Raw genomic sequence first — 15,263 nt, 5'->3', positions numbered from 1 at the left:
ACATGGAAAAGAAGATTGGCATCATAAATCGACAAGCTCCCCATGGTTCAAGTACTGCTCGTGAGGCATTAGATTTAACCTTGGCGATTTCTGCTTTTAACGAATCCTTAAGTGTATTTTTTATAGGTGATGGCGTTTATCAATTATTAGCAAAACATCAAGCAGATCTTATTTTGCAAAAAGATTTTCAGCCGATGTTACAAATGCTTGAACTTTATGATGTAGAAAATGTTTATGTTTGCCAACAATCACTCGTTGAGCGAAACATTTCAGTAGACCAATTAGTTATTAAAACAACACTGCTAAATACAGAAGAAATTAATGAACATCTTCAGCTACAACACCAATTAATGAGTTTTTAGATGATATTACACACTGTTAGTGGATCTCCTTTTAATAGCTTTGCGCTGAAAGATTGTGTTAGGCAATTGGGTGGTAAAGATCTTTTGTTATTACTTAATGATGCAGTCTCAGCCGTTACTGCAACAACGGATCAGCACTTACAGCTACTACAGCTAGATCAAAGTAAGCGTTTGTTTGTTTTAGACGTCGATTTACAGGCTCGTGGATTAAAAGCAAATATGGGACAGGTTGTTAGCTATGCAGAGTTTGTTGCGTTAAGTATTCGTTGTCAAAGTCAGTTGGCTTGGTAAGACTCCATCTACAGAGTAGATGGTCCCATTTCACTTTTAAATCATTAAATTAAACATAACGAACCACCTCATCTTACTTTTCTTGTTTTGTGAACAAAAACACAATTGTCTATTTATTGACTCGCCTTTCTATTCAGCGTAAACTCTTGCGACCCTAATCTTTAGGGCTTGATTTTTCACACACACATTAGGAGCTATTTAACAATGGCAACAATTTCACAATTGGTACGCAAACCGCGTAAGGACAAAGTTCAAAAAACTAACGTTCCTGCGCTAGAAGCGTGTCCACAAAAACGTGGTGTATGTACTCGTGTATATACAACTACACCAAAAAAACCTAACTCGGCAATGCGTAAAGTTGCTCGTGTACGTCTAACTAACGGTTTCGAAGTAACTTCGTACATCGGTGGTGAAGGCCATAACTTGCAAGAGCATAGTGTAATCTTGATCCGCGGCGGTCGTGTAAAAGATTTACCGGGTGTTCGTTACCATACAATTCGTGGTGCACTTGATACTTCAGGTGTTTCTGCACGTCGTAACGGTCGTTCTAAGTACGGTGCTAAAAAGCCTAAATCTTAATACTTTCCGTAAGTAAGGCCAAACAAACACTATTTAATTTTAATATGTTTTGGGTAAAATCCTGAAGCGCACGGAGATAATAAGATGCCAAGAAGACGCGTCGTAGCTACTCGTAAAGTACTACCAGATCCTAAGTTTGGATCAGAAGTTCTAACAAAATTCGTTAACGTAGTAATGGTTGACGGAAAAAAATCTATTGCTGAAAAAATCGTTTACGGTGCATTAGCAACTGCTGCTGAAAAAAGCGGCAAAGACCCAATGGAACTTTTTGAAGTTTCATTAGAAAACATCCGCCCAAGCGTCGAAGTTAAATCTCGTCGTGTTGGTGGTTCAACATACCAAGTTCCTGTAGAAGTTCGTCCTTCTCGTCGTAATGCGTTAGCAATGCGTTGGTTAGTTGAAGCTTCTCGTAAGCGTGGTGAAAAATCAATGGCATTACGTCTAGCTGGTGAGCTAGTAGATGCAGCAGATAACAAAGGTTCAGCGGTTAAGAAACGTGAAGACGTTCACCGTATGGCTGATGCAAACAAAGCGTTTGCTCACTACCGTTGGTAGAAAATTCTTAGCACAGGCTTTTGCTTGTGCTTTTTCGTTTCTATTTGCACAAAGCTTTATTTAAAAAGGACATTGCATTGTCACGTACAACTCCTATTGAGCGCTACCGTAATATCGGTATTGTGGCTCATGTCGATGCAGGTAAAACTACTACTACAGAGCGTGTGTTGTTCTACACTGGCGTATCTCACCGAATTGGTGAAGTTCACGACGGCGCAGCAACAATGGACTGGATGGAGCAGGAGCAGGAACGTGGTATTACTATCACATCCGCTGCGACTACTACTTTCTGGCAGGGCATGCAAAACCAGTATGAGCAACACCGCATTAATATCATTGATACCCCTGGACACGTAGATTTCACTATTGAAGTTGAACGTTCTTTACGTGTATTGGATGGTGCTGTAGTTGTATTTTGTGGCTCGTCAGGTGTAGAACCTCAATCAGAAACTGTGTGGCGCCAAGCTAACAAATACCACGTTCCGCGTATTGTATTTGTTAACAAGATGGACCGCACCGGTGCTGATTTTGAATCTGTACTTGAGCAAATTCGAAATCGCTTAGGCGCAACCTGTGTTCCTATTCATTTGAATATTGGAACAGAAGATGAGTTTCGCGGTGTTATCGACCTCATTAAAATGAAAGCGATTAATTGGAACGATGCAGATCAAGGAATGACATTTGAATATTATGACATTCCTGCTGACCTACTAGAGCACGCGCAAGCTTTGCACGAGGAACTAGTAGAAACAGCTGCAGAAGCAAATGATGAACTGATGGAAAAATACCTCGAAGAAGGTGTACTTTCAGAAGAAGAAGTTAAAGCAGGATTACGTATTCGTACGTTAAATAATGAAATCGTATTAGCGACCTGTGGTAGCGCCTTTAAAAATAAAGGTGTGCAAGCAGTGTTAGATGCGGTTATTGATTATTTACCTTCTCCGGTCGAAGTTGAAGCGATTAAAGCTATCAACGGACATAATGACCAAGAGATAGAATGTCCTGCGACAGATGAAGCACCATTTGCTGCACTTGCGTTTAAAGTAGCGACTGACCCATTCGTGGGAACGTTAACCTTTATGCGCGTGTACTCAGGCGTAGTTAAGTCTGGTGAACAAGTATTTATTCCTATTAAAGGCAAAAAAGAGCGTTTAGGACGTATCGTACAGATGCATGCTAACGAACGTAAGGAAGTCAAAGAGGTTCGTGCCGGTGATATCGCCGCTGCGATCGGTCTTAAAGACGTCACTACGGGGGACACGCTTTGTGTTGTTGGACAGAATATTATTCTTGAGCGTATGGATTTCCCTGAACCGGTTATTCAGATCGCGGTTGAACCTAAAACCAAGGTTGACCAAGATAAGCTAACACTAGCACTTGAAAAACTATCTGCCGAAGACCCTTCATTTCGTGTTGAAACCAATGAAGAGTCTGGACAAATACTGATCTCTGGTATGGGTGAACTTCACCTTGATATCATTGTTGACCGTATGCGTCGTGAGTTTTCTGTGAACTGTAACGTGGGTAATCCACAAGTAGCATACCGTGAAACAATCCGTAAAACGGTTGAAGTCGAAGGTAAGTTTATTCGTCAGGGTGAAGGACCTAGCCATTATGGTCATGTCCAATTAAAACTAGAACCGCTTGCAGCGGGCTCTGGCTTTGAGTTTGTAAACCAAATTACTGGTAATGAGATTCCAAAAGAATACATTCCAGCGGTAAGCAAAGGCTGTGAAGAACAAATGAACCAAGGTGTGTTAGCAGGTTACCCAATGCTTGACGTTCGAGTTACTTTACTTCATGGTACATACCATGAGGTTGACTCTAGCGAAATGGCATTTAAAATTGCTGGCATGATGGGTTTTAGAGATGGTGCATTAAAAGCTGATGCAACTATACTTGAACCCGTGATGAAAGTGGAAGTAACTACTCCTGAAGATTGGATGGGCACTGTTGTTGGCGACCTTAATAGTCGTCGTGGTATTATTGAAGGAATGGACGATGGCCCAGGTGGTGTTAAGATCGTTCATGCTAAAGTACCGCTGTCTGAAATGTTCGGTTATGCAACCGCAGTACGTTCAGCAACACAAGGTCGTGCATCTTATTCAATGGAATTTTTAGAATATGCCGATGCGCCTAAAAAAATTGCTAACGCAATTATTGAAGCGAAATAAAAAATAAATTAAACTAACGCCTTTCCATGTGATGGCATGTGGAGAGGTATTTACTGATAAAGAAGGTACACACTGTGTCTAAAGAAAAATTTGAACGTAATAAACCACATGTAAACGTAGGTACAATTGGCCACGTTGACCATGGTAAAACTACTTTAACAGCTGCAATCTCTGCTGTATTAACTAAGAAATTCGGTGGCGACATTCGTGATTTCTCTGCAATCGATAATGCTCCAGAAGAGCGTGAGCGCGGTATTACAATCAATACTTCTCACATCGAATACGATACAGAAACTCGTCACTACGCACACGTAGACTGTCCTGGACATGCCGATTATGTTAAAAACATGATCACTGGTGCTGCTCAAATGGATGGTGGTATCTTAGTTGTTGCTGCAACAGATGGTCCTATGCCACAAACTCGTGAGCACATCCTACTTTCTCGTCAAGTTGGTGTTCCACACTTAGTTGTTTTCTTAAACAAATGTGACATGGTTGATGATGAAGAGCTACTAGAATTAGTAGAAATGGAAGTTCGTGAACTTCTTTCTGAATATGATTTCCCAGGTGATGACCTACCAGTTATCCTTGGTTCAGCGCTTAAAGCTCTTGAAGGCGAAGCTGAATGGGAAGAAAAAATCCTTGAACTTGCTGATGCACTAGATACTTATATCCCTCTTCCAGAGCGTGATATTGACAAACCATTCATCCTACCAATTGAAGATGTATTCTCAATTGCTGGTCGTGGTACTGTTGTTACTGGTCGTGTTGAGCGCGGTATCATCAAAGTTGGTGAGTCTGTAGAAATCGTTGGTCTTAAAGACACAGTTACTACTACTTGTACTGGTGTTGAAATGTTCCGTAAACTGCTTGACGAAGGTCGTGCTGGTGAGAACGTTGGTGTTCTTCTACGTGGTACTAAACGTGAAGACGTTGAACGTGGTCAAGTTCTAGCTAAACCTGGTTCAATCAAACCACATACTAAGTTCGAATCTGAAGTATACGTACTAAGTAAAGATGAAGGTGGCCGTCATACTCCATTCTTCAAAGGTTACCGTCCACAGTTCTACTTCCGTACAACTGACATCACAGGTGCTGTTGAGCTTCCTGAAGGTGTAGAAATGGTAATGCCTGGTGACAACCTTAAGTTCGTTGTTGAACTAATTGGTCCAATCGCTATGGACGAAGGTCTACGTTTCGCTATCCGTGAAGGTGGCCGTACTGTAGGTGCTGGTGTTGTTTCTACTATCATCGCGTAATTTATAATTACACGTTTTTAGTTAAATAATATTCAAAAAAGACAGCTTAGGCTGTCTTTTTTTATGCCTGTAGAAAAGTGGATTAAGGTTTGCGCGTTTCGCTACCCGTAAAGGTGGCGCTAATCCAAGTTCAGGTAGGTGCTGGTGTTGTTACTGGTGTTGTTCCTAATATCATTGCTACGTTTTAGTTAAATAATATTCAGAAAAATGGATTAAGGTTTGGGCATTTCGCTATTCGTGAAGGTGGCATTATATCGAAGTACAAACAGGCTCTGGTTTTGTTTCTATTATCATCGCGTAATTTATAATTATACGTTTTAGATAAGTAATATTCAAAAAAGAGAGCTTAGGTGTTTTATGATACTGATAGCTTCTGTAAAGAGTTATAACTTCTTTTACTAAAGCAAGTAATCATAGGGTCGTTTACTATTGCTATGTGGCTGATAGCGGCTTGTATTGATAGGTTGTGATATAGCTAAATAGATATTATAGAAGTGTTTTGATAGAAGCTCCGATGCACAGCTGCACCGGATTGTATTTGGGAAGATGATTGTACTTTATCTCCCTGTTATTTCATGATGCTTTTTTATTACGACGTAAGCTAAAGCCTAATAATCCAAAACCTAGTAATGCTAAGGCTGCTGGCTCAGGTATTGCCGTTGTAATGTTAGCTGTAGTTAATGTTTCCCAGTTTGTACCATCGGCGTTAAATCTAATCGAATTAGCACCATTACAACAAGCTTCAGCCCAATATATTTCTAATAGGTTATTGCCTGCTACAATGTCGATAGCGCTGGCTGTGATAACGTCAGAGTTTGACCATGAATTAGCCCACCATAAATCATCTGTTCTATTTTCAACTAAACTTCCATTTACATAAATAGCCGCTCCATAATGAGCATCTAGACCAGCTTGGAATCCCCAGGTTGCAGCATTTTCAGTAGTAAATTCTAGTGAAAATCGGTTAATAGAATTTTGACCTGTTTGATATTGTTCAAATGCATTAACTGTGTTTGTTAGCGTTGATGAGGTTTCAGCAGCCCATGAGCTATTTAAATCATTACTGTCGATTGTTGTTGTGATGGCTTTAGTCTCTATTGTCATTAATGTAGCGTTAGCTGATAGTGACATTGTTGTAGCAAGTACGGCACTTACTACTAATTTAGTTATATTCATATTATCTTCCTTGTTTATATTTACAAATAGGTATCTACAATTAAGTATAAGCAAGTTCAGTACCATAAAATTATTTTTAATAATGTCATTAAAATCATATGTTTAATTGTTATTTAAATATTGAAGAATATTGATGTAAATTATTTCGACTATATATCTGTGAATGGTAAAAATAAACTGTTTTATATCTTTAAATATATGATTTTAAGTTGAATTTTTCTTGATAAGGTGGGGTTTTTCATATATGTTTCTATTTGTTAATAATAATATGTTTTATTGTTCATCATCATTTATTTTTAATGTAAAGATTTTCGACTAACTAAAGCTGTTATCGATTATCTTACTTCTGAAGGGAATACATTAACGCTACTATTCACTTCATAAACTGAATAATGGAGAATATAAGGAATTTAATATACTCGCTGTTATCTATTAATATGCCCCTAAAGTGGCAACTTTTAAAACACATCGTCCACAAAGTTCGAGTCGCGTAGGTTAAATGAATAAAAAACGGTCGATTTACCTTAATATACAAATCTTACAATAGTGCAATAAAGTAAGTCTACAATGTCAGATATTAGTGAGGCGTTGATCAAAAAGCAGGCTTTGACATTATTGCTCCTGGACATTGTACTCGTGGTTTTAGTAATAGCCGCACTTGTAAAATAGGGCTATCTCACCATAGTGGTATCCCTTATCAGTCTATTTTATATTTAGTCGACGAGGCGAGTCATTAATCGCTAAACATGATTGATTGCGCCTTATTCAAATTACTGAATAGGCGCATTGTTGTATTTCTTGAAAGTTCGTCTCAACATTATATTTGAATGGTCGTGGGTATAGGCTGTTTGTATTTCGTTAATAAGAGGTTGTCTTACCTAAAGGCTATATTAACTAGAAACTGTATTAATGAAAGTCGATTATCTTATCAAATATTGCTTAATTGTTGTATTCACGACGTGCTTTTTTTAATGCAAACTCAGGCATCTTTTTTCCTAAGGCTGCTAATAAACTGTTAGCTTGTTTCTTTTTTGTCGGGTTAGCAATAACGCTATTATATAAAGCACGATAAGCATCCTCAAAATCATAAGGACTTCCATAACCTTGGTTTAATAAAGTGATGTAATTCATTTGCGCGCCTAAATGACCTTGCAGTGCCGCTTCTCGAAAATATCTTAACGCTCTGTCTTTGTCTTGTGTAACTAAGATACCTTTATTGTAATATCGCCCTAATTGCTCGATAGCCGCTAGTAAACCCTGTTGTGCGGATTCTTTGATGTAGTGCATGCCTAACTCTACATCTCGCTCTGTGCAGACGCCCCATGCCAACATATCACCCCATAAATACACATATGAGGGTTCTTGCACTTTTTCCGCATGTGCTTTTATATCTTGAAGTAATTGGCACTCATCGGCCTTAACTCGCTGTAAGTGTTGATTGTTCTTAATTAATACATTGAGTTCGTCCTGCGTGTATAGCTGTATCGTTTCAAAGGTATTTGCATTTGCTTTAACACTGCTTAATAACGTTAATATTAATAGGGTGGGTATCAACTTTTTCATAATAAATCCTTCATCTTGATAATTATGCTATCGGCAGATCGTGCGTTTTCTTAAGTAAAAAAAAGCCTCTATTAAAATGAGAGGCTTTTTTTAAACTTAAAGAGTAGATGAAATTTTGTTAAATACCACTACCTTGTTCTTCAATAGGGTCTTCGTGCAACCCACACTCCCGCTTTAAGCCAAAGAAGCGAGTTTCTTCTTCACTCATCCCTAATTCAAGGGGGCGTGATGTCTGTACATCCCCCACAGATACATAACCTTGTTCCCATAGTGGGTGATAACTTAAGCCGTTCTCTTCTAGGTAATAATGTACTTCTTTATTACTCCAATCGATAATTGGTAAAAATTTAAAGCAGTTATTTTGAATACTTAAAACCGGCAAGTCTTCACGACTTGATGATTGTGAACGACGTAAACCAGAGAACCATGTTTTAGCATTTAATTCTTTCAATGCACGTTTCATTGGCTCAACTTTATTGATCAAATTGTACTTAGTTAAACCATCTACGCCTTGATCCCATAATTTACCATAGCGGGTTTCTTGCCATGCAGGGCTGTGCTCTGCACTGTAAATTTTTAGGTTTAAGTTAAGTTGTTTTGTTAAATCATCAATAAATTGATAGGTCTCAGGAAATAAGTATCCTGTATCCGTCAAAATAATCGGGGTATCTGCTTTCACCGTCGTGATTAAGTGTAAACACACGGCTGCTTGGATCCCAAAGCTTGATGATAAAACAAATTCACTTTCTAGATTATCGACAGCCCATTGAACTCGCTGTGATGCTGTCATTGTTTCTAATAACGTATTTACCCCAGCAAGAGCAACGGTCTGCTCTGCTTTAGAAAGCGTTAATAGATGGTCTAGAACTAAGGTGTTAGGCATAGAAATCCCTAGCCGCAACAACTACTTCAGAAATAATGCCGGCGCGAATAACAAAATCACCAAAATCTTCATCTTGATTACGTTCTATTGCCCAGCGGCCAATTAATTCATCTAATGTATTGACGATTGTTTCTTCATCAATATTTTCAGCGTACATTTTAGGAATACGCGTACCAATTCTATTACCACCTAAGTGCAGGTTATAACGACCTGGTGCTTTACCTACTAAACCAATTTCAGCCAACATTGCTCGGCCACAACCATTAGGGCAACCTGTAATGCGTAAAATAATGTGTTCTTTAGGAATATTATGTTTTGCTAATAAACCTTCAACATCATCGGTTAAACCTGGTAAGTATCGCTCCGCTTCAGCCATCGCTAGCGGGCAGGTTGGTAATGAAACACATGCCATTGAATCAAGACGTTGTGCGCTAGTTCCATCGTCAATCAAACCACATTCACGGGCTAGTTTTTCAATGTTGTCTTTTTCTGATTCCGGAATACTTGCAATCACTAAGTTTTGGTTAGCTGTCATGCGGAAAGTACCTTGGTGTACTTTAGCAATCTTCACTAGGCCTGATTTTAATGGTTTACCATCAAAGTCTAGAATACGGCCATTTTCAATGAATACAGTTAAGTGCCATTTGTTATCAATTCCTTTTACCCAACCAATACGGTCGCCGCGCTCTGTAAATTCATAAGCACCTGGTGATGCAAAAGTGATACCTGCGCGTTTCTCAACTTCTTGTTTGAAGGTCTCGATACCGTGTGTTTCTAATGTGTATTTAGTACGAGCATGTGAACGACTAACACGACCACCAAGGTCACGTTGTGTTGTCACCACAGCTTCTGCAACTTCCATCACTTTATCAACAGGGATAAAACCAAAGTCATCACCCAAACGTGGGAATGTTGTTTTATCGCCGTGAGTCATACCTAAACCCGCACCAACCACTACGTTGTAACCAGTGATCTTGTTATCTTCAATAATCGCGATGAAGTTAAGGTCATTACCATGGATATCAACATCATTGTATGGCGGTAATGCCACTGCAATTTTAAATTTACGAGGTAAGAATACATTGTGATAAATTGGCTCTTCTTCCTCGGTATCTAATACTTTTTCACCGTCTAACCAAATCTCTGCGTAAGCATTTGATTTTGGTAAAAAGTGTTCACTGAGTTTTTTAGATAACTCATACACTTCTGTATGTAACTCAGACTGCTCAGGGTTAGAGGTACAAATAGTATTACGGTTAACATCACCAGCAGTAAAGATAGAGTCAATATTCGCTTTGAATTTAAGCTCTTGGAATACTGATTTTAAGTTACGTTTAAAAATACCGTGGTATTGGAAAGTTTGACGGGTAGTAATACGAATACTACCTGCATCAGTTAACTCTTCTGCAATACGGTCAATCTCTAACCATTGCTCAGGCGTTACAACACCACCAGGAAGGCGTGCTCGTAATAAGAACGAGTACAGCGGCTCAAGTTTTTGTTGCTTACGCTCAGCGCGGCGATCACGGTTATCCTGTTGGTATAAACCATGGAATTTAACCAGCTGTACTTCATCAGGGTGGAATGAACCTGTTGTTGTATCGTTGATTCCCTCTACTAAGTTACCGCGAAGAAAATTACTTTGAATTTTAATGCGTTCGTTGTCGTGTAATTTCTGAGTCATTAGTAAACATCCCTTTGGTAGCGTTTTGCTTGGCGTAATTCTGTTAAATATTCTTCTGCATCTTCAAGGCTTAATTTGCCTTGTTTGCTAATAATATCGATTAATGTGCTTTGTACATCTTTGGCCATGCGATTTGCATCACCACAAACGTAGAAATGAGCACCATTTTGTAACCACTCAAAGACCTCTTTAGCATTTTCTTGTAAGCGATCTTGTACATAGATTTTTTGTGCTTGATCACGAGAGAAAGCAAGGTCTAATTTAGTTAATAAACCTGATTTTAAATATGATTGCCATTCAACTTGATATAGGAAATCTTCGTTAAAGGTTTGGTCGCCAAATAATAACCAGTTTTTACCGCTTGCATCACTTGCTTCTCGCTCTTGCATAAATGCACGGAAAGGGGCGATACCAGTACCTGGACCCACCATTATAATCGGTGTTGCTGGGTCTGCAGGCAAACGGAAGTTATGATTGTCTTCAATAAAGACTTTTACTTCTTCACCTTCCTGTAAACGGTGCGACAAGAAAGTAGAAGCACTGCCTCCACGTTGCTGTCCTGCTTCATTTTCAAACACAACCGCACCAACTGTTAAGTGCACTTCGTCTTCAACTTCTGTTTGGCTAGAAGCTATCGAGTATAAACGTGGGCTGCTGCGACGTAATAAAGCAATGAAGTTTTCTGCTGTCACATTTTCATTACCTTCTGCTGTCACCACATCAACAATTTGATTGTTGTTGGCAAAATCACGGCATGCATTTTTATCTTCGGCTAGTTCAAGTAATTGTTTATTTTCAGTTAATGTTGCATAACCTTCTACAAAAGCCGGATGTGTACCCGTTAATTCAAACTCTTCAATTAAAGCATCTTTTAGTGATAACGTTTTATCGCCTAAGGTCACTTCTTTAGCTGCATCTAAGCCTAATTTATTAATCAGCTCATCAACCATTTGTTGATCATTTTTAAACCACACACCCAGTGCATCACCGGCAGTGTAGTGCAAATCAGATCCAGCTAAATCAATTTCAATATGACGCACATCTTTAGCGGATTCTGTTCCAGTAATTTTTTGACTTGTTAATAAACTTGCACTGAAAGGCGCTTGTTTATTATATTTATTCTCAGTCACGATAGTGCCAGTTGCAACCGCTGCGGTTGTTGAGGTGCCGGCTTTTTCAAGTGTTGCTTCAACAGCTGTTAGTGCTTTATCGAACCAAGCTTGTGTGACTTCTTGATAATCTACATCTGCATCTAAACGTTCAGTAATGATTTCGCCACCTAACGCTTGTAAGCGTTGTTCAAAATCTTTACCAGTTTGGCAGAAAAACTCATAGCTTGAGTCACCTAAGCCTAATACAGCAAATTTTAAACCTTCTAGCTTAGGGGCTTTTTTAGACGCTAGAAATGCGTGAAGATCAATCGCGTCATCAGGTGCTTCACCTTCGCCGTTGGTACTTGCAACAACAATTACATGGCTTTCATCTTTGATTGCTTTAACTTTGTAATCAGCCATTGAGACTAACTTATTAGGAATACCTTTAGCTGTTGCTTGTTCAGCTAACTCTTGTGCGACGCCTTTAGCGTTACCAGTTTGTGAACCGATTAAGATAGTTAAACTTTGACCTGCGCTTTGTGCAAGTGCTGCCGATGTTACTGGACCTTGGCTTACGCCGGCCAAATAACCACTAACCCATGCAGTTTGTACTGCATCTAAGCCTGCTGTCGCTTGTTGCAATTGAGCCAGTTGAGACTCTGATAAAGGCGATGTTAAAGCCGATAAATTGTTAAGTGCCATGAAGTAATTTCCGCTATTACATTAAGATAAACGAAGTTTACGCCAGCTTATGATTAGCACAAAAGAACAAAAGTTACTCTTTTATAACTAAATAGCATTTAAAAATTGAGGTTAATAATTATTATCATTTATAATGGGCGTGTATTTATTTAGGTAGCTGATTTCATCATCTAAGTTACTTTATTTTCAGATCGTTGATTTTTATTATGCAGGTTTAACAAAAAGATAAATATTTTTCATATTATTAGGCTCGAGGTAAACAACAGCCATCTATGTTTTAAAGTTGCACTAAGTACAATACTTGCCCACTTAAATAATTAACTGTTCTCGGGCCCATAGACGGCTGTATTTTGATCAATTCAGTAAAGTTTCATCAACAAACTGATATTAGTAAAAAACTAGACCTTTGCTTCAGCTTTTAATTCTATTTCGTTAGCTCGTATAAAAGCGGGGTGTGTTGCAAGCTGTTCTAAATAAGTTGCTATATTTTTATACTTATCTAGTTCACCATTATTTTGTACTAGCTCAGCTATAAATGACATAATGATATCTGCTCCAGTTAGTTGCTCTGAAACTAAATAGCGTTTTCCTTGTAAAGACTGGTCAAAAAACTGAATCACTTTTGCTGTCTCAATATCTGCATAATCTCCTAAGAAATTAGTTTTACAGCCATCTTTTGCAACAAACATTTTAAGTAATAATGGTAAAATTGCAGAGCTTTCAGCAAAGTGTAACCACTGGGAATATTCAACATATTCTTTGCTACCTCGCACTGGGGCGAATTGCTTATCTCCGTATTTATCAATTAGGTATTCCGTGATAGCACCAGACTCTGCGATGATCAAACCATCGTCTTCAATTACCGGTGATTTACCCAATGGATGAATCGATTTAAGCTCTGGTGGAGCAAGGAAAGTAACGCTATCGCGTAAATAAGGAACAATCTCATATTTGATATTAAGCTCTTCTAATAACCAAATAATACGTTTAGAACGTGATTTATTTAAATGGTGTAATTTAATCATGATATTCCTACATTATAGAGGTTGGTTTACTTTAATAACTAGTTTACCGAAGTTCTTACCTTCAAGTAGACCAGCGAAGGCATCAACAGTATTATCCAATCCTTCTATTATTTGTTCTTTATATTTTATTTTACCTTCAGTTAACCATTGGCTCATATCGGCTGCAAATTCATCATATCGATGTGCATAGTCATCAAAAATTATAAATCCCTGCATCTTAATGCGTTTAACTAACAAGGTTCCCATAAGCAGTGATAAACGATCTGGCCCTTCAGGTAATGACGTTGCATTGTATTGAGAAACTAAACCACATAAAGGGATCCTCGCACTGGTATTTAGTAACGGTAATACGGCATCAAACACTTTGCCGCCAACATTTTCATAATAAACATCAATACCTTTATGACATGCTTTAGCTAATTGTTCTTTAAAATCAGCAGCCTTATGGTCAATACATTGGTCAAATCCAAGCTCTTCTACCGCGTGTCGACATTTATCTTCACCACCTGCAATACCAACTACATGACAGCCTTTAATTTTACCAATCTGGCCAACGGTTGCGCCAACTGGGCCCGTTGCAGCGGCAACAACAATAGTTTCGCCAGACTTAGGTGCGCCAATATCTAATAAGCCCATATATGCAGTAAAACCGGGCATGCCCATAATACCAAGCGCATAAGATGGTGAGCTAGGCTCTTTACCTAATTTAAGTAATCCTTCACCGTCGGATACTGCATACTCTTGCCATCCAGTGTACGCAACTACCCATTCCCCGACTTCAAAGTCTGAGTTGTTAGATAGTTCCACTTGACAAACTGTACCGCCAACCATGACTTGATCGATGTCGACAGGCTCAGCATAAGACTTGGCATCACTCATTCGGCCTCTCATATAAGGGTCTAATGAAAGATAAATAGTGCGCAGTAGAACTTCACCTTGTGCAGGTGTTGGTTTCTCGGCTACTTCAAGGCGAAAGTTGTTCTGAGTAGGAGCGCCAATAGGGCGAGAAGCTAAAACGATACGATGATTTTGATGAGATTGAACTGTCATGAGTCTTCCTTATGAATATTTAACTGGAGATGACCACACTACGCTTAATTTAAGTTTTTGGCTTGAATTAAGCGTAATAAATTTTATGAAACTTAAGCATTATTACTTTATACAAGCAGATGTTAATTAGCTATATCAGATATGAAAAAGTTTATAAAATTGAATATTTCAGAAGCTGTTTTACAAAAAAAAGCCACAAATATAGAAATATTTGTGGCCTTTATATTTAATATTTTTTAGATGAGTTAGAAGTGGACTTCTACACCTGCAAATAAACCGTCAACTTCTTGTGTACCTGCTACATTATCAAATTCTAACTCCTGAACTCGGTAACCGGCACGCACAGCGACGTTTAATAAATAAGAATCAGGGTTGAAGGTATAAGCTAAGCCAATCTGCGCATCTAACGCATCATCATCTGTAAGTGAACCACCGATTACTTCAGCAAAAGCATGCATGCTAACACCTGGTACATGTACTTTCGCAGCGCCGTAAGCTTGTGCAATTGAAGCATCATGATTAAAGCTTTCTGTATCGGTGTATGCTAAACCTAAATCAATTTCAACTAAGTCATTATCTAGCACTTCATAATATAAAATTGCGTTCATTGCTGAACTATCATTATTATTTAAATCGCTATTGCTTAAATCTGAATATTTTAATTTAACATTCGGTACTAGTGGAATGAAGTGTTCAAATGCAACATAACCAGACAGGTTATTGTCATCTTCTGAACCATTTGAATTACTAAAACTTGTTTCGTTGCTAGCGTAATCAAGACCAGCATAAACACCTAAAAAATCAGCCGTTGATGGCATACTGATTGTTGCTGCTATAACAGCGGCTAAAGCCTGTTTTTTCATGGA

At 38.5% G+C, this 15,263-nt stretch carries 14 protein-coding genes; 6 read left to right on the top strand and 8 right to left on the bottom strand.

Features of this window, described 5'->3' with window-relative positions:
* Positions 1-2 precede the first annotated feature (2 nt).
* From tusC to tuf, 6 genes are all read left to right on the top strand, one after another.
* Positions 3-362 (top strand): sulfurtransferase complex subunit TusC, encoded by a 360-nt coding sequence (gene tusC, locus MT390_RS09035; RefSeq protein ID WP_166372384.1) that lies wholly within the window; start codon positions 3-5, stop codon positions 360-362.
* Positions 363-653 carry a sulfurtransferase complex subunit TusB gene (gene tusB, locus MT390_RS09030; protein WP_499440721.1) on the top strand — a complete coding sequence of 97 codons (291 nt, stop codon included), beginning with the start codon at positions 363-365 and terminating at the stop codon, positions 651-653.
* A gap of 204 nt (positions 654-857) precedes the next feature.
* A complete protein-coding gene (rpsL, locus tag MT390_RS09025) occupies positions 858-1,232 on the top strand; it encodes a 30S ribosomal protein S12 (protein ID WP_028869203.1) in 375 nt (124 codons plus the stop codon).
* 84 nt (positions 1,233-1,316) lie between these two features.
* Complete coding sequence (gene rpsG / locus MT390_RS09020; RefSeq protein WP_025565708.1) at positions 1,317-1,787, top strand: 30S ribosomal protein S7; 471 nt, start codon at positions 1,317-1,319, stop codon at positions 1,785-1,787.
* Between the two features lie 77 nt (positions 1,788-1,864).
* Positions 1,865-3,961, top strand: a complete 2,097-nt coding sequence (gene fusA, locus MT390_RS09015) for an elongation factor G (protein ID WP_166372382.1) — start codon at positions 1,865-1,867, stop codon at positions 3,959-3,961.
* A 74-nt stretch (positions 3,962-4,035) separates the two neighbouring features.
* Positions 4,036-5,220, top strand: coding sequence for an elongation factor Tu (tuf, locus tag MT390_RS09010; protein ID WP_025565705.1), 1,185 nt, complete (start codon positions 4,036-4,038; stop codon positions 5,218-5,220).
* A gap of 573 nt (positions 5,221-5,793) precedes the next feature.
* Here the strand turns inward: tuf and MT390_RS09005 are convergent.
* From MT390_RS09005 to MT390_RS08970, 8 genes are all read right to left on the bottom strand, one after another.
* On the bottom strand, positions 5,794-6,396 hold the full coding sequence (locus tag MT390_RS09005; protein WP_166372381.1) for a CCXG family PEP-CTERM protein: 603 nt from the start codon (positions 6,394-6,396) through the stop codon (positions 5,794-5,796).
* Positions 6,397-7,335: 939 nt separating this feature from the next.
* Positions 7,336-7,959, bottom strand: coding sequence for a tetratricopeptide repeat protein (locus MT390_RS09000; protein WP_166372380.1), 624 nt, complete (start codon positions 7,957-7,959; stop codon positions 7,336-7,338).
* 118 nt (positions 7,960-8,077) lie between these two features.
* Positions 8,078-8,842 (bottom strand): phosphoadenylyl-sulfate reductase, encoded by a 765-nt coding sequence (locus tag MT390_RS08995; RefSeq protein ID WP_499440717.1) that lies wholly within the window; start codon positions 8,840-8,842, stop codon positions 8,078-8,080.
* Positions 8,835-10,526, bottom strand: coding sequence for an assimilatory sulfite reductase (NADPH) hemoprotein subunit (cysI, locus tag MT390_RS08990; RefSeq protein ID WP_166372378.1), 1,692 nt, complete (start codon positions 10,524-10,526; stop codon positions 8,835-8,837). The genes MT390_RS08995 and cysI overlap by 8 nt, the downstream gene beginning before the upstream one ends.
* The gene (locus tag MT390_RS08985; protein WP_166372377.1) at positions 10,526-12,322 is read right to left on the bottom strand and encodes an assimilatory sulfite reductase (NADPH) flavoprotein subunit; all 1,797 of its coding nucleotides are present in this window, start codon (positions 12,320-12,322) and stop codon (positions 10,526-10,528) included. The genes cysI and MT390_RS08985 overlap by 1 nt, the downstream gene beginning before the upstream one ends.
* 398 nt (positions 12,323-12,720) lie before the next feature.
* Positions 12,721-13,347: a glutathione S-transferase family protein gene (locus MT390_RS08980; protein WP_499440715.1), complete on the bottom strand. Its 627-nt coding sequence runs from the start codon at positions 13,345-13,347 to the stop codon at positions 12,721-12,723.
* 12 nt (positions 13,348-13,359) lie between these two features.
* A complete protein-coding gene (gene curA, locus MT390_RS08975) occupies positions 13,360-14,397 on the bottom strand; it encodes an NADPH-dependent curcumin/dihydrocurcumin reductase (protein ID WP_299668057.1) in 1,038 nt (345 codons plus the stop codon).
* A gap of 245 nt (positions 14,398-14,642) precedes the next feature.
* Positions 14,643-15,260, bottom strand: coding sequence for a TIGR04219 family outer membrane beta-barrel protein (locus MT390_RS08970; protein ID WP_166372511.1), 618 nt, complete (start codon positions 15,258-15,260; stop codon positions 14,643-14,645).
* Between the last annotated feature and the right edge of the window lie 3 nt (positions 15,261-15,263).

Source organism: Vibrio sp. 2-Bac 85 (genome assembly GCF_037546705.1).
Lineage (GTDB): Bacteria > Pseudomonadota > Gammaproteobacteria > Enterobacterales > Psychromonadaceae > Psychromonas.
Note: the sequence above shows the minus strand (reverse complement) of the source record. Positions and strands in the feature narration are given on the sequence as shown.

Coding starts and splice junctions, on each gene's coding strand:
- MT390_RS08985 (WP_166372377.1), bottom strand. CDS start 12,322: ATGGCACTTAACAATTTATCGGCTTTAACATCGCCTTTATCAGAGTCT.
- MT390_RS09000 (WP_166372380.1), bottom strand. CDS start 7,959: ATGAAAAAGTTGATACCCACCCTATTAATATTAACGTTATTAAGCAGT.
- tusC (WP_166372384.1), top strand. CDS start 3: ATGGAAAAGAAGATTGGCATCATAAATCGACAAGCTCCCCATGGTTCA.
- rpsL (WP_028869203.1), top strand. CDS start 858: ATGGCAACAATTTCACAATTGGTACGCAAACCGCGTAAGGACAAAGTT.
- MT390_RS08980 (WP_499440715.1), bottom strand. CDS start 13,347: ATGATTAAATTACACCATTTAAATAAATCACGTTCTAAACGTATTATT.
- curA (WP_299668057.1), bottom strand. CDS start 14,397: ATGACAGTTCAATCTCATCAAAATCATCGTATCGTTTTAGCTTCTCGC.
- MT390_RS08970 (WP_166372511.1), bottom strand. CDS start 15,260: ATGAAAAAACAGGCTTTAGCCGCTGTTATAGCAGCAACAATCAGTATG.
- MT390_RS08995 (WP_499440717.1), bottom strand. CDS start 8,842: ATGCCTAACACCTTAGTTCTAGACCATCTATTAACGCTTTCTAAAGCA.
- MT390_RS09005 (WP_166372381.1), bottom strand. CDS start 6,396: ATGAATATAACTAAATTAGTAGTAAGTGCCGTACTTGCTACAACAATG.
- rpsG (WP_025565708.1), top strand. CDS start 1,317: ATGCCAAGAAGACGCGTCGTAGCTACTCGTAAAGTACTACCAGATCCT.
- cysI (WP_166372378.1), bottom strand. CDS start 10,526: ATGACTCAGAAATTACACGACAACGAACGCATTAAAATTCAAAGTAAT.
- tusB (WP_499440721.1), top strand. CDS start 363: ATGATATTACACACTGTTAGTGGATCTCCTTTTAATAGCTTTGCGCTG.